At 65.6% G+C, this 17,427-nt stretch carries 15 protein-coding genes; 9 read left to right on the forward strand and 6 right to left on the reverse strand.

Annotated features, from left to right (window positions below):
• Window positions 1-160 precede the first annotated feature (160 nt).
• The 7 genes from LO55_RS04930 (at window position 161) to LO55_RS04960 (ending at window position 7,808) form a co-directional block, all read left to right on the forward strand.
• Window positions 161-1,501 (forward strand): sigma-54 dependent transcriptional regulator, encoded by a 1,341-nt coding sequence (locus LO55_RS04930; protein ID WP_005663273.1) that lies wholly within the window; start codon window positions 161-163, stop codon window positions 1,499-1,501.
• Window positions 1,502-1,880: 379 nt separating this feature from the next.
• Window positions 1,881-4,142, forward strand: a complete 2,262-nt coding sequence (locus LO55_RS27165) for a hypothetical protein (protein WP_071360671.1) — start codon at window positions 1,881-1,883, stop codon at window positions 4,140-4,142.
• A 100-nt stretch (window positions 4,143-4,242) separates the two neighbouring features.
• On the forward strand, window positions 4,243-4,644 hold the full coding sequence (locus LO55_RS04940; RefSeq protein WP_005663278.1) for a hypothetical protein: 402 nt from the start codon (window positions 4,243-4,245) through the stop codon (window positions 4,642-4,644).
• Between the two features lie 13 nt (window positions 4,645-4,657).
• The gene (locus tag LO55_RS04945; RefSeq protein ID WP_005663279.1) at window positions 4,658-5,332 is read left to right on the forward strand and encodes a C39 family peptidase; all 675 of its coding nucleotides are present in this window, start codon (window positions 4,658-4,660) and stop codon (window positions 5,330-5,332) included.
• Between the two features lie 12 nt (window positions 5,333-5,344).
• Window positions 5,345-5,860, forward strand: coding sequence for a hypothetical protein (locus tag LO55_RS04950; protein ID WP_071360672.1), 516 nt, complete (start codon window positions 5,345-5,347; stop codon window positions 5,858-5,860).
• Between the two features lie 32 nt (window positions 5,861-5,892).
• Window positions 5,893-7,407, forward strand: coding sequence for an autotransporter outer membrane beta-barrel domain-containing protein (locus LO55_RS04955; protein WP_071360673.1), 1,515 nt, complete (start codon window positions 5,893-5,895; stop codon window positions 7,405-7,407).
• 194 nt (window positions 7,408-7,601) lie between these two features.
• Window positions 7,602-7,808 (forward strand): cold-shock protein, encoded by a 207-nt coding sequence (locus LO55_RS04960; protein ID WP_071360674.1) that lies wholly within the window; start codon window positions 7,602-7,604, stop codon window positions 7,806-7,808.
• Between the two features lie 88 nt (window positions 7,809-7,896).
• Here LO55_RS04960 and LO55_RS04965 read toward each other — a convergent pair whose 3' ends face one another.
• The 6 genes from LO55_RS04965 to LO55_RS04990 all read right to left on the reverse strand — a co-directional run bounded on the left by LO55_RS04965 (window position 7,897) and on the right by LO55_RS04990 (window position 14,495).
• Window positions 7,897-8,337 carry a gamma-butyrobetaine hydroxylase family protein gene (locus tag LO55_RS04965; protein ID WP_005663292.1) on the reverse strand — a complete coding sequence of 147 codons (441 nt, stop codon included), beginning with the start codon at window positions 8,335-8,337 and terminating at the stop codon, window positions 7,897-7,899.
• A gap of 14 nt (window positions 8,338-8,351) precedes the next feature.
• Window positions 8,352-8,777, reverse strand: a complete 426-nt coding sequence (locus tag LO55_RS04970; protein ID WP_071360675.1) for an HIT family protein — start codon at window positions 8,775-8,777, stop codon at window positions 8,352-8,354.
• The gene (locus LO55_RS04975; protein ID WP_071360676.1) at window positions 8,774-12,784 is read right to left on the reverse strand and encodes a DUF3683 domain-containing protein; all 4,011 of its coding nucleotides are present in this window, start codon (window positions 12,782-12,784) and stop codon (window positions 8,774-8,776) included. Before LO55_RS04975 ends, LO55_RS04970 begins: the two co-directional genes overlap by 4 nt.
• A gap of 198 nt (window positions 12,785-12,982) precedes the next feature.
• A complete protein-coding gene (locus tag LO55_RS04980) occupies window positions 12,983-13,576 on the reverse strand; it encodes a flavin reductase family protein (RefSeq protein WP_071360677.1) in 594 nt (197 codons plus the stop codon).
• A 64-nt stretch (window positions 13,577-13,640) separates the two neighbouring features.
• On the reverse strand, window positions 13,641-13,949 hold the full coding sequence (locus LO55_RS04985) for a DUF1272 domain-containing protein (protein ID WP_071360678.1): 309 nt from the start codon (window positions 13,947-13,949) through the stop codon (window positions 13,641-13,643).
• A gap of 42 nt (window positions 13,950-13,991) precedes the next feature.
• Window positions 13,992-14,495, reverse strand: coding sequence for a YqaA family protein (locus LO55_RS04990; protein WP_005663301.1), 504 nt, complete (start codon window positions 14,493-14,495; stop codon window positions 13,992-13,994).
• Window positions 14,496-14,699: 204 nt separating this feature from the next.
• On the opposite strand from LO55_RS04990, the gene ilvA reads away from it, so the two are divergent.
• Together ilvA and queF are read left to right on the forward strand one after the other, a co-directional pair.
• On the forward strand, window positions 14,700-16,238 hold the full coding sequence (ilvA, locus tag LO55_RS04995) for a threonine ammonia-lyase, biosynthetic (protein ID WP_005663302.1): 1,539 nt from the start codon (window positions 14,700-14,702) through the stop codon (window positions 16,236-16,238).
• Between the two features lie 86 nt (window positions 16,239-16,324).
• A complete protein-coding gene (gene queF, locus LO55_RS05000) occupies window positions 16,325-17,152 on the forward strand; it encodes an NADPH-dependent 7-cyano-7-deazaguanine reductase QueF (protein ID WP_071360679.1) in 828 nt (275 codons plus the stop codon).
• Window positions 17,153-17,427: the final 275 nt, after the last annotated feature.

Consider the following 17,427-nt stretch of genomic DNA (forward strand, 5'->3'; position numbering starts at 1 on the left):
TGTGCGACATGCCCAAGGCATTTCAGGTTTAATGGAACAATACTTTTCGCGTCAGCAATCCATTCCAAGGGATTAGTTGCCGCACGGATGCGTTAGGTATGACGCGCCAGAACTCACAACAACGAAAACTGGCAAAGCGCCAGTGATAACGAGGGCAACGGTGTCTGTAAAACGTCTCTTATGCATTTCGGGTGAAGGCAATGCGCACGCGCGCGCCTGCCACGGCGAGCTGCCCGGCTGGGATGTGTGTGTGGTGGAGAACATCGCCGCGGCGCGCAAGGTCCTGTCGCAGCAGCATTACGGAGTCGGCCTGCTGCTCGACCGCAGCGACGGTTCGGGCGACGCCGAGCTCGAGCGCTTCCTGCGCCAGCACCATCACACACGCTGGATCGGCGTGTTCGACGCGCCGCGCATCGACCAGCCCGCATTGCGCGAGCTGATCGCGGCTCACCTGTTCGACTTCCATACGCGCCCGGTCGACATGCTGCGCCTGCAGCACTCGCTCGGCCACGCGCACGGCATGGCGACCCTGGCCAAGGCCACGCCGCCGCACCGGCGCCAGGCGTCGGAGCGGGCCAGCCACATCGACGGCGCCTCGCGCGCCATCGTGCGCCTGCGCGCCCACATCGACAAGATCGCCGCGGTCGACGCGCCGGTGCTGATCTCGGGCGAAAGCGGCAGCGGCAAGGAACTCGCGGCCCAGGAAATCCACCTGCGCTCGCAGCGCGCGAACGGTCCCTTCATCGCCATCAATTGCGCGGCGGTGGCGCCGGCCCTGATCCATTCCGAACTGTTCGGCCACGAGCGCGGCGCCTTCACCGGCGCCACCCGCGACAAGCAGGGCCTGCTCGAGGCGGCGTCCGGCGGCAGCATCTTCCTGGACGAGATCGGCGACCTGCCGCTCGACCTGCAGGCCAGCCTGCTGCGCTTCCTGCAGGAGCGCGTGATCTACCGCGTCGGCGGCACCCGCACCATCGCGGTCGATGCGCGCGTGATCGCCGCCACCCACGTCAACCTGCCGCAGGCCGTGGCCGAGGGACGCTTTCGCGAAGACTTGTACTACCGCCTCAGCGTGTTCCCGATCCGGGTGCCGCCGCTGCGCGAGCGCAAGGAAGACTTGCCGCTGCTGACCGACCTCATCTTCAACAAGTACGCGGCCGAACGCAGTCCGCAGCTGAAGGGCGTGAGCCGCGAAGCGCTGCAGGCGATGGCGCGCTACGACTGGCCGGGCAATGTGCGCGAACTCATCAACCGGGTGCGGCGCGCCATGGTGCTGGCCGAACAACGACTGATCATGCCGGAAGACCTCGACCTGCCCAGCGCCGGGCCGATCTGCCCGGTCAGGGAAGGCCTCGGCAATTCGCGCCTCTCGGCCGAACGCATCGCCATCGGCGAGAGCCTGGCGCGCAGCGGCAACAACATCAGCCAGGCCGCGCGCGACCTCGGTGTCTCGCGCATGACACTGTATCGCCTGATGGCCAAGCACGCGATTTCCTCGTAAGTCCTTGCCCCTCCCCGCCGTCGGCCTCTTCCTACGGCGCCTTCCATTGATTTGACAGGCTTTCCCCGCCAGCGCGCTTGCCACACGGCAGCGCGCTGCGGGACGGTTTTCTCTCTGTGGCGACTACCTGGCGGTGACATTTTGATACAGTTCCATGGACTTTTTGTTCACATTGTCACGGGTCTGAGACACTTTGTTCTTTAGCTATTGTTCAACTTCATTTCCCTTTGTAGCACTACTGAAACTCATCAAAATAGTCCTACATAATCAAGCACTTAAAAAACTTAAATTCACCTGGCATGAGAACTGCTATTGAACGAGTGGACCGGGTGTCATGGGACCCCGGGAATTCAACTCAGTGACAATTAGGGGAGCAACAATGAAGCGCACTATCCTGGCAACCGCGATCGCCCTGGCATTCAGCATGGCTCACGCACAAGAAAATTCCGTCAACGATGTCCGCGGCGGCAACACCCAGACCTCGTCGGTTACCACGAACACCGACAGCAGCACTGTCACTGACACCCGCAACAGCGGCAACACCTCGACCAACTCGTCGACCAACACCGACAACACCCAGTCGAACAGCAACAACCAGGCGACCAATACCAACACGAACACCACGACCAATACCAACAACAGCCAGGCCAACAGCAACAACCAGGCGACCAACACGAACACGAACACGAATACGAACACCAGCACCAGCACCGACAACAGCCAGGCGAACAACAGCAGCACCAACACCGCCGACAGCAACAACCAGTCGACCAACACCAACACCACGACCAACACCAACAACAGCCAGGCCAACAACAACAGCCAGCAGAACAACAACAGCACCAACACGACCAACAACAACAACCAGGTCGACAACTCGGACAACCGCGTCGCCAACAACACGAACACGAACACCCAATCGGACACGCGCACCAACACCAACACCGAAACGATCGACAGCAACGACACGATCACGACCAACACCACGACCAACAACGACAGCAGCCAGGACAGCTCGGGCCAGAACAACAGCTCGGGTGACTCCCGCGCCGCCGCCGCCGGCGCCGCAGCCGCCAACAACGGCGGCAGCGCCAACTCGTCGGTCGCCAACTCGTTCAACACCTCGTCGGCCAACGCGACCAGCTCGCTGACCGGCACCGTGTCGGGCAATAACATCAGCAACATCGGCAACACCGCGCAGAACACCGGCGGCGCCAACGGCGCAGCCGGCACCGGCTCGGCCGGCGGCGTGGGCAACGGCGGCTCGACCTCGGCCAGCGGCGCGGCCGGCGGTTCGGCTTCGGGCGCGGCTGGCGCGGCTGGCGGCGCAGGCGGCTACGCTGCTGCCGGCACCGCATCGACCGGCGCGTCGACCGTCGGTAACGCAGCCGGCGGCGCAGGCGGCGCGAGCGGCGCGGCCGACTCGATGGGCGGCGCAGGCGCCGCAGGCGCGGCTGGCGGCTACGCTGCCGGCGGCAACGGCGCGGCAGGCGGTGCAGGCACCGGTGGCGCCGGCGCCTCGGGCGGCGCGGCCAACGGCGGCAACGGCGCGGCAGGCGGCATGGCAACCGGCGGCGCCGGCGGCTCGACCGGCTCGCTGGCCGGCGGCAACGGCGGCGCGAACGGCGCCATCGGCACCGGCGCCGGCGGCGCGGGCGGCGCGGGCGAATCCAACGGCGGCGCAGGCGCGGCCGGCGGCGCGGGCGGCGCAGGCGGCATGGGCGGCAATTCGTCCGGCTCGACCCTGACCGCATCGAACGGCGCCAGCGGCGGCGGCGCAGCGATCGGCGACGCCACCTCGACCTCGGGTTCGGGCGGCATGCCAGGCTCGGGCACCGAAACCGCGGGCACCGGCGGCGCCAGCGGCGCGGCCACCAACACCGGCGGCACCTCGACCGCAGGCAGCCCGACCAGCGGCGCCAGCTCGGGCACCGCGGGTGACTCGATGGCCGGCACCGGCGGCGCCGGCGCGGCAGGCGGCGCCGGCGGTTCGGGCGCGGCCGGCACCAACACCTCGGGCTCCGGCGCGGCAGGCGGCGCGGCCACCGGCGGCACCGCCGGTTCGGGCGCGGCACTGGCAGGCACCGGCGGCGCAGGCGCCACCGGCACCGCTGGCGCGGGCGGTTCGGGCGCGGCCGGCACGGCCGGCATGGGCGGCAACGGCGCCGAAGGCACCGGCGGCGCAGGCGGCGCTGGCCAGGGCGGCACGGCAGGCGCGGGCGGCATGGGCGGTTCGGGCGCTGAAGCGACCGCATCGACCGGCACCGGCGGCGCCGGCGGCTCGTCGACCGGCGGCTCGGCCACCGGCGGCTCGGCCACCTCGGGCGACGCGACCTCGGGCGCCGGCGGCGCAGGCGGCGCGGGCGGCTCGAGCACCGGCGGCGCTGGCGGCTCGACCGGCGAAATGGTTGCCGGCGCAGGCACCGGCGGCTTCGGCGGCGCCGGCACCGGCGGCGACGGCGGCACCAACAACGTGACCGCGGGTTCCTTCGACATGTCGAACTCGATGAGCAACATCGCCCAGTCGGCGGCCGGCATCTCGATCATCAGCCAGAACAACGGCTTCTCGTCGCTGATCCAGCAAAGCGTCAACGTTCAGTCGAACATGAACGTCGGCGGCACGACCCCAAGCGGCCAGTAATCAAGAGGTCTGAGCAGCAACCGCGCAAGCGTCCGAAGTCCGGACGCTTGCGACCCGCCACGCGGCGCTCCCCGCGTGGCGGCTTTTCGAGCGAGGCATCATGAAACGGATTACCCAGATTAGCGCTCTCCTGCTGGCGGCCTGGATGGCGCTGCCGGTGGCGGCCCAGGCCGCGGAACCGGCGCAGCTGCCGGTGGTGGTGGGCTTCCTGTCGAAGGTGGAAGTCGCGCCGAGCCGGGAAGACGACATCGCCAAAGGCTGGGGCAAGGCGACCGACGCCGAGGAACTGGGCGGCCTGCGTGGCGGCGCCGACATCGTGACCACCGAGGCGACGCTCGGCGGCACCGTCGGCAACAACACGGCCACCAACGTGACCACCGGCTTCAACGTCATCGACAACGGCTCGTTCGCGAATTCCTCGGGCCTGCCTGTCGTGATCCAGAACTCCGGCGCGAACGTCCTGATCCAGAACGCGACCGTCATCAACCTGCAACTGCAATAGGCATGGGAAGAGAATGAAGCACGGGATCTTCCTCGCCGCCCTGTGCGGCGTCCTGCTGGCGCCGGCTCCGGCGCCAGCGCTCGAACTGGCGGTGGTCGGACGCGTCAACGTGCCGGTCACCAGCCTCAAGGACATCAAGTTCCAGCGCACCACGCGCCAGCAGTACGACTACAGTTGCGGCGCCGCCGCCGTGTCGACCCTGCTGTCGCACCACTACGCCACCCCGACGCCGGAACAGGACGTGTTCCAGGAAATGTACGAAAAGGGTGACAAGACCAAGATTCACAAGGAAGGCTTTTCGCTGCTCGACATGCAGCGCTTCCTGGCCGCGCGCGGCTTTCGCGCCGACGGCTTCAAGCTGCCGATCGAAAAACTGATCGCCGAAAAACTGCCGGCCATCGTCCTGATCACCGACCGCGGCTTCAACCACTTCGTGGTCGTCAAGGGCTTCGAGGACGGCCGCATCCTGATCGGCGACCCGTCCACCGGCAACCGCGTCGTGAGCATGGAACGGTTCCAGGAAATCTGGCGCAACAAGATCCTGTTCGTGATCCACAGCCACAAGGACGGCATCGCCTTCAACAATCCGGCCGACTGGCGCGGCGCCCCGCGTGCGCCGCTGGGCACCGGCATGCACCAGGACCAACTGAGCGCTTCGCTGCCGAAGTTCGGCCCGGGCGATTTTTGACAAGGATTTGATATGCGCTGGCCCACCTTTACCTTTCACCGCATCGCCTTGCTGGTCGCCCTGTGCGCCGCAGGCGCTGCGATGCCGATCGTGCAGGCCGCCGGCCCGAGCGGCTTCGGCGCGCCCGTCGATGCCGCGGAACTCGACACCATGCGCGGCGGCTTCGAGATCGCGGGCGGCCTGTCGCTGTCGCTCGGCATCGAACGCGTGGTGTCGGTCAACGGCGAAGTCCTGGCGCGTACCAATATCGCCATTCCCGACCTCGCCGCGATGACCGGCGACCAGGCGCGCCTGGCCCAGAATGCCCTGGGCGCGGCCCAGCTGATCCAGATCGGCGGCAACAACTATGCTGCTGCCGACCTCAACCTGCCCAATGGCGCGACCTTGCTGCAAAACACACTCAATGGGCAAGACATCCGTACTGCCACGACCATTACGTCGACCGTGAACAGCATGTCCCTGCTAAAAGACATGAATTTCCAGAGCACGATTCGTGACGCAGTAGTACGTTCCCCGGGAACACTGTAGCATTGCAATATTGTCAATAACTGGAGATCTGGATGTATTCACATGTCGCGCGGCTCGGCGCCGCCGGCCTGGCGGCCGCCCTCCTGGCGCCGCCCGTGCTCGCTCAACAACCTGCGGCCGAGCCTGGCACGCGGGACCGACAGACCGAACTGTCCCAACTCAAGGACGAACTGGCCGAACAGCGGGCAATGGTGAACCGTCTGATGCTCGAACTCCAGGCGCAGCGCGAGCAACTGCAGCGCATGCAGCTCCGGGATGTTCCCGCGGCCCCGGCGCTGGCGGCGCGCGAGCGCATCGTGGAAGAAACCACCCCGCTGTCGGGCGCGCCCTTCGCGGTGCCGACGGCGCTGGCCGACGGCGTCCTGCTGTCGCAGCAGCGCGGCACGGGCATGTCGATGCAGGCGCCGGTGGCCCAGCCGCCGGTGCTGCCGCCGGCCGAAAGCGGCGTGGCGGCCCCGCTGCCGCCGCAACCGCGCCCCAACCAGCCGACCGTCCCGGCGCCCGGTCCAGCCCAGGCGCAGACCCAGCGCCCGGCCCAGCAACAGCAACCGCAGACGGCGCAGAACAACAATCGCCAGGAACCGAACCGCCCGCCCGAAGTCGCGCCGCTCGGCGACCAGCCGGGCGTGCTGACCCAGCGCGGCACCTATGTGCTCGAGCCGTCGGTGCAGTACGGCTACTCGTCGAGCAACCGCGTGGCCCTGGTCGGCTACACCGTGATTCCCGCGATCCTGATCGGCCTGGTCGACGTGCGCGAGATCAAGCGCAACACCTTCACCACCGCGATCACCGGCCGCACCGGCCTCAGCAACCGGATGGAAGTCGAGGTCAAGGTGCCCTATGTGTACCGCTCGGACGCCACCGTCAGCCGCGAGCTGTTCACCGGCACCGCGGTCGAGCGCGTGTTCGACACCAGCGGCAAGGGCCTGGGCGACGTCGAGGTCGCCGGCCGCTACCAGCTCAACAACGGCGGCCCGGACCAGGGCTATTACATCGCCGGCCTGCGCTACAAGAGCCGCACCGGGCGCGACCCGTTCGAAGTCGTCACCGACTGCGACCAGCGCTGCATCGGCGAGAACGTGACCGGCACCGGCCTGCCGCTGGACCTGCCGACCGGTTCCGGCTTCCATTCGCTGCAAGGCACGCTGACCTGGCTGTATCCATCGGACCCGGCCGTCTTCTTCGGCAACCTGAGCTATGTGCACAACTTCAAGCGCGAGAACGTGACGCGCCTGGTGCGCAACGGCGTGCGCGAGCCGCTGGGCGAGCTGGAACCGGGTTACGTGCTCGGCTTTAACTTCGGCATGGGCCTGGCGCTCAACGACAAGGCTTCGCTCAGCCTCGGCTACGACCACAGCACCATCGCGCGCATGAAACAGAACGGCCAGCCGGTGGCCGGCTCGGTGCGCACCCAGCTCGGGACCCTGCTGCTGGGCTACTCCTATCGCCTGAGCCCGAAGCGCACGCTGAACATCGCCGTGGGCGCCGGCGTGACCCGCGACACCCCCGACGTCACCCTGACTTTGCGGGTGCCGATGACGTTCTGATCGATATCAAGACCGCGTACGAACATGCGGTCGAGATAACTTGTGGTAAATACGAACACGATTGAAAAATCTTGCTTCCGTTTTAAGAATTTGTCCTTATAATCAGATTTGCAATGTAGAGCGTGGCCCTGGTTTCGGTCGGAGGTAACGCCAACAGGGCGATCAACGCACAATAACTTTTTGAGGGAATTAACATGGCAACTGGCACTGTAAAATGGTTCAACGATGCTAAAGGTTTCGGCTTCATCACCCCGGACGGCGGCGGCGAAGACGTCTTTGCGCATTTCTCGGCCATCAATGCCAACGGTTTCAAATCGCTGCAGGAAAACCAGCGCGTGAGCTTCGACATCACCGCCGGCCCGAAGGGCAAGCAGGCTGCGAACATCCAGCCGCAGGCTTGATACCGCGCTAGCCCGCCAAGGCGGGCCTGCAAAGAACAAGAGCACATCCGAGGATGTGCTCTTTTATTTTGGGCCTTGCGGGTACGGCTTATTTGCAACCGCAGCTGCCCGAGCCGCAACCGCCGCCGCCCGACTTGGCCGGCGCCGAACCCGGCAGGATGGTGCCCGGCGCGCGGCCGGTTTCTTCGTCGAAGCCCGCGGCCTGCAGGCGCGCCACGTACTGCTTCCACAGCGACTCCTGGCTGCGACCCAGCTCGTACAGGTAGTCCCAGCTGAAAATGCCGGTGTCGTGGCCGTCCGAGAAGGTCGGCTTGATCGCGTAGTTGCCGACCTGCTCGACGTCGGCGATGCCGACTTCGCGCTTGCCGACCTGCAGCACTTCCTGGCCCGGGCCATGGCCCTTCACTTCGGCCGACGGCGAGTACACGCGCATCAGCTCGAATGGAATCGAATAGGCGCTGCCGTCGTCGTAGGCGACGTCGAGCACGCGCGATTTCTGGTGGACGGTGAGTTCGGTTGGATTAGGCATGGATCTTTTCTCTGTCAGTTGAAACGGCGCGCGATGGCGGCGCCCAGTTGTCCGGCCAGCGCGCGGCGCGCGGCCAGGGTGTCGGCTTCGGTCTCGCGCACGGCCTGGGCCCATACGGGCGCCGGGAAATGCGCGTCGTCCGCATAGCGCGGAATGATATGCCAGTGCAGGTGCGGCACCACATTGCCCAGGCTGGCCACATTGACCTTCAGCGGCTGCATGACTTCGCGCACCGCCTCCTCGACCAGGAACACCGCCTCGTTCACCAGCAGCCGGTCCGCGCGCGACAGGTCGCTCATCTCGCGCACGTGGTCGTGCCAGATCACGCGGCAAAAGCCGGGGTAGTTGGCGTCGTCGACGACGATGACGCTGAATTTGTCGCCGCGCCATACGGTCGGCACGGACAGCTCGCACAGCTCGCAGCCGGCTTCCTTCGTCATACCAGCACCCTTTCGATGCCGCCGTTGTTGGCGCGCGCCACGTACTCGGGCAGCCAGTTCTCGCCCAGCAGGTGCTTCGCGATCTCGACCACGATGTAGTCGGCGGTGGTGCCCGAGTCGTCGTTGTAACGGCTCAAGCCCTGCAGGCAGGACGGGCAGCTGGTCAGGATCTTGACGTCGCCCTTGAAGCCATCCGCGCGCAGTTTATCCGCGCCCTTGACCATCTCGACTTCCTTGCGCGAGCGCACCTGGGTCGAGATGTCGGGACGGGTCACGGCAAACGTGCCCGACTCGCCGCAGCAGCGGTCGTTCTTCTCGATCTTGACATTGTCGACCGTGGAAACCAGCGCGTTGACCGTCTTCATCGAATCCTGCAGCTTCATCGGCGTGTGGCAGGGGTCGTGGTACATGTAGCGGGTGCCGTTCACGCCCTCGAGCTTGACGCCCTTCTCGAGCAGGTATTCATGGATGTCCATGATGCGGCAGCCGGGGAAGATCTTCTCGAATTCATAGGTCGCGAGCTGGTCGTAGCAGGTGCCGCACGAGACCAGCACGGTCTTGATGTCGAGGTAGTTCAGCGTGTTGGCCATGCGGTGGAACAGCACGCGGTTATCCGTCATCATCTTGTCGGCCTTGTCGTACTGGCCGGCGCCGCGCTGCGGATAGCCGCAGCACAGGTAGCCCGGCGGCAGCACGGTCTGCACGCCGACTTCCCACAGCATCGCTTGCGTGGCCAGACCGACCTGCGAGAACAGGCGCTCGGAGCCGCAGCCCGGGAAGTAGAACACGGCTTCGGTGTCGGCCGTGGTCTTCCTGGGGTTGCGGATGATCGGGACGATCTTGTCGTCCTCGATGTCGAGCAGCGCGCGCGCCGTCTTCTTCGGCAGGTTGCCCGGCATCTTCTTGTTGACGAAGTGGATCACCTGCTCGCGCACCGGCGGCTTACCCGTGGTCGGCGGCGGCGATGCCGTCTGCGGCTTGGCCAGGCCTTTCAGCAGGCGGTTGCCCATGCGCTGGGCCTTGAAGCCCAGGTCGACCATCGCCTTGCGCGTGGCGTTGATGGTGGTCGGGTCGGTCGCGTTCAGGAAGAACATGGCAGCGCGGTTGGCCGGCTTGAAGCTGCGCTTGTCCATCTTGCGCAGCAGGTTACGCATATTCATCGACACGTCGCCGAAGTCGATGTTGACCGGACAGGGCGTGACGCACTTGTGGCACACGGTGCAGTGGTCGGACACGTCCTCGAACTCTTCCCAGTGGCGCAGCGAGACGCCGCGGCGGGTCTGTTCCTCGTACAGGAAGGCTTCGATCAGCGCCGACGTGGCGAGGATCTTGTCGCGCGGCGAATACAGCAGGTTCGCCTGCGGCACGTGGGTCGTGCACACGGGTTTGCACTTGCCACAGCGCAGGCAGTCCTTGATGCTGTTGGCGATCTCGCCGATATCGCTCTGCTGCATGATCAGCGATTCGTGGCCCATCAGGCCGAACGACGGCGTGTAGGCGTTGCGCAGGTCGGCGTGGGCCCCTTCGAGGTTGAGCAGCTTGCCCTTGTTGAAACGGCCTTCCGGATCGACGCGCACCTTGTAGTCGCGGAAGTCCTGGATCTCATCGTCGGTCAAAAATTCCAGCTTGGTGATGCCGATGCCGTGCTCGCCCGAGATCACGCCGTCCAGCGAACGCGCCAGCTTCATGATGCGCTCGACCGCTTTGTGCGCGTCCTGCAGCATGGCGTAGTCGTCCGAGTTCACCGGCAGGTTGGTGTGGACGTTGCCGTCGCCCGCGTGCATGTGCAGGGCGACGAACACGCGCGAGCGCAGCACGCGCTTGTGGATCGCGACCGCTTCGTCGAGGATGCACTGGTAGGCGGCGCCGTTGAAGATCTGGCGCAGCGGCGCGCGCAGCTCGTTCTTCCACGAGACGCGCACGGTATGGTCTTGCACCGCGTCGAACAGGCGCGCATCGGGCTGGATCGCCAGGCGCTGCGTGATCGCCTGATCCAGGTGGTCGAGGCCCAGCGACTGCAGCTGCTCGCGCACTTCAGCCAGCGACGCATCGAGATTGGCCAGGATGAAGGTCCAGCGCTTGTCGACCAGGTCGACCAGGGCGCGCGCCTGCAGCGGGCGGTCGCCCATGATCTCGTCGCGGTCGACACCGTCGCCGCTGGCGTCGTCGCTCTTGGCCAGCGGCAGGTGGTCGCTCGCCAGGTAGGCGCGCAGCTGGTCCACCAGCTGCAGCTTGTTCTTGATCGACAGCTCGACGTTGATGCGCTCGATGCCGTCGGTGTACTCGCCCATCCGGTTCAGGGGAATGACCACGTCTTCATTGATCTTGAAGGCGTTGGTATGGCGCGCGATGGCCGCGGTGCGGGCGCGATCGAGCCAGAACTTCTTGCGCGCCTCGGGGCTGACCGCGACGAAGCCCTCGCCCACGCGGGTGTTCGCCAGGCGCACCACTTCGGAGGCGGCCAGCGCCACCGCGTTCTCGTCGTCGCCGACGATGTCGCCGAACAGCGCCATCTTGGGCAGCACGCCGCGCTTGGACTTGGTGGCGTAGCCGACCGCGCGCAGGTAGCGCTCGTCCAGGTGCTCCAGGCCCGCCAGGCGCAGCGTGGCAAACGCCGGGTCGCCGTTCTTCGGCAGGCTGTCCAGGTAATCCTTGATCTCGACGATCGACGGGATCGCGTCGCGCGCCTGGCCGAAGAATTCCAGCGCCACCGTGCGGGTGAACTTGGGCATCTTGTGCAGGATCCAGCGGCTCGAGGTGATCAGGCCGTCGGTGCCCTCTTTCTGGATGCCCGGCAGGCCGGCCAGGAATTTGTCGGTGACGTCCTTGCCCAGGCCTTCCTTGCGGAAGCGCTTGCCCTCGATGGTGAGCGTTTCGGTGCGGAACGGCTGGCCTTTCGGGGCGCCCTTGAGCGACGGATGGGTCCATTCGAGCAGGAACTCGGCCGTCGGCGCGTCGTGGATCTTGCCCAGGTTGTGGTTGATGCGGGTGACGTCGAGCCAGTCGCCGTTCGGGTCGACCATGCGCCAGGAGGCCAAGTTGTCGAGTGCCGTGCCCCACAACACGGCCTTCTTGCCGCCCGCGTTCATCGCGATATTGCCGCCCACGCAGGACGCGTGGGCCGAGGTCGGGTCGACCGCGAACACGAAGCCGGCCTTCTCGGCCGCCTGCGACACGCGCTGCGTGACGACGCCGGCATAGGTGTGGATGGTCGCGTATTCGCGGTTCAGGCCCGGCATGGTCGTCATCTCGACCTCGCCGATGCCAATCAGCTTTTCGGTGTTGATCACGGCCGACATCGGCGTGAGCGGGATCGCGCCGCCGGTGTAGCCGGTGCCGCCGCCGCGCGGGATGATGGTCAATCCGAGCTCGATGCAGCCCTTGACCAGGCCGGCCATCTCGTCCTCGCTGTCGGGCAGCAGGACCAGGAAGGGATACTCGACGCGCCAGTCGGTGGCGTCGGTCACGTGCGAGGTGCGGTGCATGCCGTCGAAGCGGATGTTGCGCTTGTCGGTGTAGGCGCCCAGCACCTTGGTGGCGCGCTTGCGCAGGTCGTAGGTCTCGGCGAATTCGCGGCCGAAGTCGTCCACGGCGCGGCGCGCGGCGGCCAGCAGCTGTTCGACGGCGGCGCTGCGGGTGGCGACCATCTCCGGATCTCCGCCGTCCAGCGCATCGACCGTGGTGCGGCGCTTGTCGATCTCGGCCAGGCGGTGGTGCAGCGCTTCGATCAGCTTGGCCCGGCGCTTCGGGTTGTCCAGCATGTCGTCCTGCAGGTAGGGATTGCGGCGCACCACCCAGATATCGCCCAGCACCTCGTACAGCATGCGCGCCGAACGGCCGGTCTGGCGCGCGCCGCGCAGGCTGTCGAGCAGCTCCCACGATGACTCACCGAGCAGGCGGATCACGATTTCGCGGTCCGAGAACGAAGTGTAGTTGTAAGGGATCTCGCGCAGGCGCGCGGGTGCGTTGTCGGCAAGCAGGGTATGGATGTGTGCGGGGGCGTTCATGAATTCTGGTCGACGATCGGACAGGCCCGAAGGACGTTCATTCTAGCTTATTGCGATGCACCACGCTCGGCTAATGCCCGGGCCGCCATTCTGCGGCGCGAAACAAAATGTCTATACTATTTTGAAAGTGCAAACTTTATTTGCCTGCAAGGCTTCTGATGCAACGTTTATGAGCCAGCGCGACCCGAACGGCATATGTCATCCGGCGTTGTTTGACGTCTGCGGCAATTCCGCGCTCGCCTCGAACGCCTCGCCGAGTTCGAAGAAATGCCCGCCCGCGACGTAGTGGATGCTCTTCGGCCCGCCTTCGGTCGTGACCCAGTGGCCGTCGTGGAACACGGCCGGATCGGCCCAGGCGGCGACCACCTGGCCGAGGAACAGGTCATAGGTTTCCTGGATGTGCGGTTCGGGCAGCAGGCGGCATTCGAGCCAGGCCAGGCAACCGTCCAGCAGCGGCGCGCCGACCTGCTCGCCGGTCCAATGGCCGGCGCCGAAGGCGGCGAACTTGTCGACTTCGCGGCCCGTGGTCGAGCCGACCTGCAGGGTCAGCTGCGCCAGTTCGCGCGACGGCACCATCAGGGCGAATTCGCCGGACGCCTCGATCATCCGGCGCGTGAGCGTGCTCTTGTCGAGCACCACCGCCACCTTGGGCGGATCGAAGTCGAGCGGCATCGACCAGGCGGCGGCCATCACGTTGATCGCTTCGCCATGCCGGCTCGATACCAGCACGGTCGGGCCGTGGTTCATCAGGCGATACGCTTTGTCGAGGGGAACGGGAAGGCGGTCGGTCATGCGCGAATCCTGGGGCGGCGTCGAAACATCCATTATGAACCGCCCCCTGCGAACGTGCAGGACGCTAGCGCTCCGACGGCGCGATGTCCTGGATGGCGGTGGCGAAGCGCGCGTGCGCGGCCGGATCCACCGGTCGCAGCGTCGGCTCGGAGCGCGCCGGGTCGTTGCCGAGATAGTTTCCGTTCTTCCAGTCGCGCGCGGGCCGGACCGGCCGCGGCGCGAAGCCGCCGCCGCAGTTCGGGCAGACGTTCAGCAATACGCCGTCGACGCAGGCGGCGCAGAACGTGCACTCGTAGGAGCAGATGCGCGCCTCGGTGGAGGCCGGCGGCAGGGCCACATTGCAGTGTTCGCAGTTCGGTCGCAGTTCGAGCATCGGCGTCTTCCTGATGACCCGGCCGCTGTTGGAAAGGAATACTCAGCCGGTGATACGGGTCAGCATATCACCGAGATTGGTCCAGAAACTGTCCGGGATGTACAGCAGCGCCAGGGTCATGGTCAGGTAGCGCGCGAACTTGCCGATCGCCATATACATCACACTGGGCCAGAACGGCAGGTGCAGCCAGCCGGCCAGGGTGCACAGCGGGTCGCCGATGCCCGGCAGCCACGACAGCAGCATGGTCTTGGCGCCATAGCGCTTGAGCCAGCCAAACCAGCGGCTCTGGCGTTCTTTCGCGAACGCGACCTTGGCGCGGTAGCCAAGAAAATAGTCGAAGGCGCCGCCCAGGGTATTGCCGAGCGTCCCCACCAGGATCGCCGGCCAGAACATGTCGGGATTGGCCTTGATCACCGCGAACACGGCCGGCTCGGAGCCGAGCGGCAGCAAGGTGGCAGAAACGAAACTGACGATGAAGATCGAGGTCAGCCCGACGGTCGGTGCAGCCAGGAAGTCAAGCAGCCATTGGACAGCGGATTCGATCATGCGGGCTTATGGGGCGCCTTGCGGTAGCCTAGTGGTGGCAATAAGCCTCCATTATAATGATCCGGTACTTTCGTCACGACACGATACGACGAGCCTGTCACCCAGCCAGTCGTATCGACCTTTGCGCCACGGTCACCCACCTTAGCGGAACAGTTCACGTCGTCCGTCCGCCGGCCCTGCCGGCCTGACTATTGCAATCCGACCATGACTACCGACTACCTTCGAAAAATCCTGACCGCCCGCGTCTACGACGTCGCCGAACAGACGCCGCTCGACCTCGCCCCGACCCTGTCCCAGCGCATGGGCAACCGCATTTATTTCAAGCGTGAGGACATGCAGAGCGTGTTCAGCTTCAAGCTGCGCGGCGCCTACAACAAGATGGCGAACCTGACGCCCGAGCAACTCAAGCGCGGCGTGATCTGCGCCTCGGCCGGCAACCACGCCCAGGGCGTGGCGCTGTCGGCCTGCCGTCTGGGCTGCCGCGCGCTGATCGTGATGCCGACCACGACCCCGCAGGTGAAGATCGACGCGGTCAAGGCGCGCGGCGGCGCCAGCGTCGAAGTCGTGCTGCATGGCGACTCGTATACCGACGCCTATAACCATGCGCTGCTGCTCGAGAAGGAGCAGCGCCTGACCTTCGTCCACCCCTTCGACGATCCGGACGTGATCGCCGGCCAGGGCACGATCGGCATGGAAATCCTGCGTCAACTGTCGAGCCCGATCCACGCGATCTTCGTGGCCATCGGCGGCGGCGGGCTGATCGCCGGCATCGGCGCCTACGTCAAGCAGATCCGTCCCGACATCAAGATCATCGGCGTGCAGACCCTGGATTCGGATGCGATGGCGCGCAGCCTGAAGGCCGGCCAGCGCGTCACCCTGACCGACGTCGGCCTGTTCTCGGACGGCACCGCGGTGCGCCTGGTGGGCGAGGAAACCTTCCGCGTCGCCCAGCAAGTGGTCGACGAGATCATCCTGGTCGACACCGACGCCATCTGCGCCGCGATCCAGGACGTGTTCCAGGATACGCGCAGCATCCTCGAGCCGGCCGGCGCGCTGGCGGTGGCCGGCGCCAAGGCCTATGTCGAGCGCTCGCAGATGAACCGCGAGCCGATAAAAAACGAGACGCTGGTGGCGGTGGCTTGCGGCGCCAACATGAACTTCGACCGCCTGCGCTTCGTGGCCGAGCGCGCCGAGCTGGGCGAATCGCGCGAGGCGGTCTTCGCCGTGACCGTGCCCGAGCAGCGCGGCAGCTTCCGCCGTTTCTGCGCGCTGGTCGGCCCGCGCAACGTCACCGAATTCAATTACCGCATCAGCCATGAAAACGAAGCCCATGTGTTCGTCGGCGTGCAGGTGGGCAGCCGCAGCGAGTCGGGCCTCTTGGCGCGCACCTTCGAGGAACACGGCTACAAGACGCTCGACCTGACCTACGACGAGCTGGCCAAGCTGCACATCCGCCACCTGGTGGGCGGGAAAAGTTCACTTGCGCATGACGAATTGCTGTATCGTTTCGAGTTCCCCGAACGGCCGGGTGCGCTGATGCGCTTCCTGGACAGCATGGCGCCGAACTGGAATATCTCGCTGTTCCACTACCGCAACCAGGGCGGCGACGTGGGGCGCATCCTGGTCGGGCTGCAGGTGCCGCAGGCCGAGATGGACGAGTTCCGGCAATTCCTCGCCTCGCTCGGTTATCGTTACTGGGACGAGAGCGGCAATCCCGTCTATAAATTGTTTTTGGGGGCATAGCCCCCAGATGCCGGTGATCTTGCGGTGTGACCGGCATCGTTTCATTGAACGCGTGGAAGGCAAGCCTTCCACCTACCGCCATCATTATGAATACACCTGACCAATCGCCACTCGGCAAATCCTCCGCCTACCAGAGCCAATACGCCCCGGAACTGCTGTTCCCGATCCCGCGCCAGCAAAAGCGCGAGGAACTGGGCCTCTCCGGCACGCTTCCCTTCTTCGGCGTCGACATCTGGAACGCCTATGAACTGTCGTGGCTGAACATGCGCGGCAAGCCGCAGGTCGCGATCGCGACCGTGACGGCGCCCGCCGATTCGCCGAACATCGTCGAATCGAAGTCGTTCAAGCTCTACCTGAACTCGTTCAACCAGACCCGCCTCGCCGGCCCCGAGGCTCTGCTGGCCCTGCTGCGCGACGACCTGTCGAACGGCTTCGGCGCGCCGGTCCACGTCACCCTGACCCACCCGGACCAATTCGGCAAGATCGGAATGGGCGAGCTCGAAGGCACGCTGCTCGACCGCCTCGACATCGAGGTCGACGATTACTCGCCGGCCCCGCAGCTGCTCAAGGCCAATCACGAGGAAGCGCCGGTCGAGGAAACCCTGGTGTCGCACCTGCTCAAGTCCAATTGCCTGGTCACCGGCCAGCCGGACTGGGGCACGGTGCAGATCCGCTACGTCGGCTCGCAGATCGACCAGGAAGGCTTGCTGAAATACCTGATCGGCTTCCGCGAGCACAATGAATTCCACGAGCAATGTGTAGAGCGCATTTTCATGGACGTGCTGCGCCAGTGCCAGCCGAGCAAGCTGGCCGTGTATGCACGCTACACACGGCGTGGCGGCCTGGACATCAATCCATGGCGGGCCAACTTCAGCTCCGGCAAGCCGGGTAATCTGCGTGGCGCGCGCCAGTAAACACCGCATTTCTGTCAGGATATTACTCGCACGCTTGTGCGTTTTAGGCGACAGCCATGCAAGGTGCATGGCGCCTCCTTTTGCTATACGATACTGAACGACCTGCCTTGTTTTTAAGCAGAGCTTCGAGTAATCGACGGTATTCAGGAGGACCGGCATACGATTGCTGGCTTCAACAGCTGATTCGTTGAGGAAATTGCGTAACGATGTTGATGCAGATCAACTAGCTGCTTATCCCGTTTCGACGGGTATCGTGCGGCCGTTCGGCGAGAAGG

The sequence above is a fragment of the Massilia timonae genome (genome assembly GCF_001866515.1).
Lineage (GTDB): Bacteria > Pseudomonadota > Gammaproteobacteria > Burkholderiales > Burkholderiaceae_D > Telluria > Telluria timonae.

Coding starts and splice junctions, on each gene's coding strand:
- LO55_RS27165 (WP_071360671.1), top strand. CDS start 1,881: ATGAAGCGCACTATCCTGGCAACCGCGATCGCCCTGGCATTCAGCATG.
- LO55_RS04940 (WP_005663278.1), top strand. CDS start 4,243: ATGAAACGGATTACCCAGATTAGCGCTCTCCTGCTGGCGGCCTGGATG.
- LO55_RS04945 (WP_005663279.1), top strand. CDS start 4,658: ATGAAGCACGGGATCTTCCTCGCCGCCCTGTGCGGCGTCCTGCTGGCG.
- LO55_RS04950 (WP_071360672.1), top strand. CDS start 5,345: ATGCGCTGGCCCACCTTTACCTTTCACCGCATCGCCTTGCTGGTCGCC.
- LO55_RS04955 (WP_071360673.1), top strand. CDS start 5,893: ATGTATTCACATGTCGCGCGGCTCGGCGCCGCCGGCCTGGCGGCCGCC.
- LO55_RS04960 (WP_071360674.1), top strand. CDS start 7,602: ATGGCAACTGGCACTGTAAAATGGTTCAACGATGCTAAAGGTTTCGGC.
- LO55_RS04965 (WP_005663292.1), bottom strand. CDS start 8,337: ATGCCTAATCCAACCGAACTCACCGTCCACCAGAAATCGCGCGTGCTC.
- LO55_RS04970 (WP_071360675.1), bottom strand. CDS start 8,777: ATGACGAAGGAAGCCGGCTGCGAGCTGTGCGAGCTGTCCGTGCCGACC.
- LO55_RS04975 (WP_071360676.1), bottom strand. CDS start 12,784: ATGAACGCCCCCGCACACATCCATACCCTGCTTGCCGACAACGCACCC.
- LO55_RS04980 (WP_071360677.1), bottom strand. CDS start 13,576: ATGACCGACCGCCTTCCCGTTCCCCTCGACAAAGCGTATCGCCTGATG.
- LO55_RS04985 (WP_071360678.1), bottom strand. CDS start 13,949: ATGCTCGAACTGCGACCGAACTGCGAACACTGCAATGTGGCCCTGCCG.
- LO55_RS04990 (WP_005663301.1), bottom strand. CDS start 14,495: ATGATCGAATCCGCTGTCCAATGGCTGCTTGACTTCCTGGCTGCACCG.
- ilvA (WP_005663302.1), top strand. CDS start 14,700: ATGACTACCGACTACCTTCGAAAAATCCTGACCGCCCGCGTCTACGAC.
- queF (WP_071360679.1), top strand. CDS start 16,325: ATGAATACACCTGACCAATCGCCACTCGGCAAATCCTCCGCCTACCAG.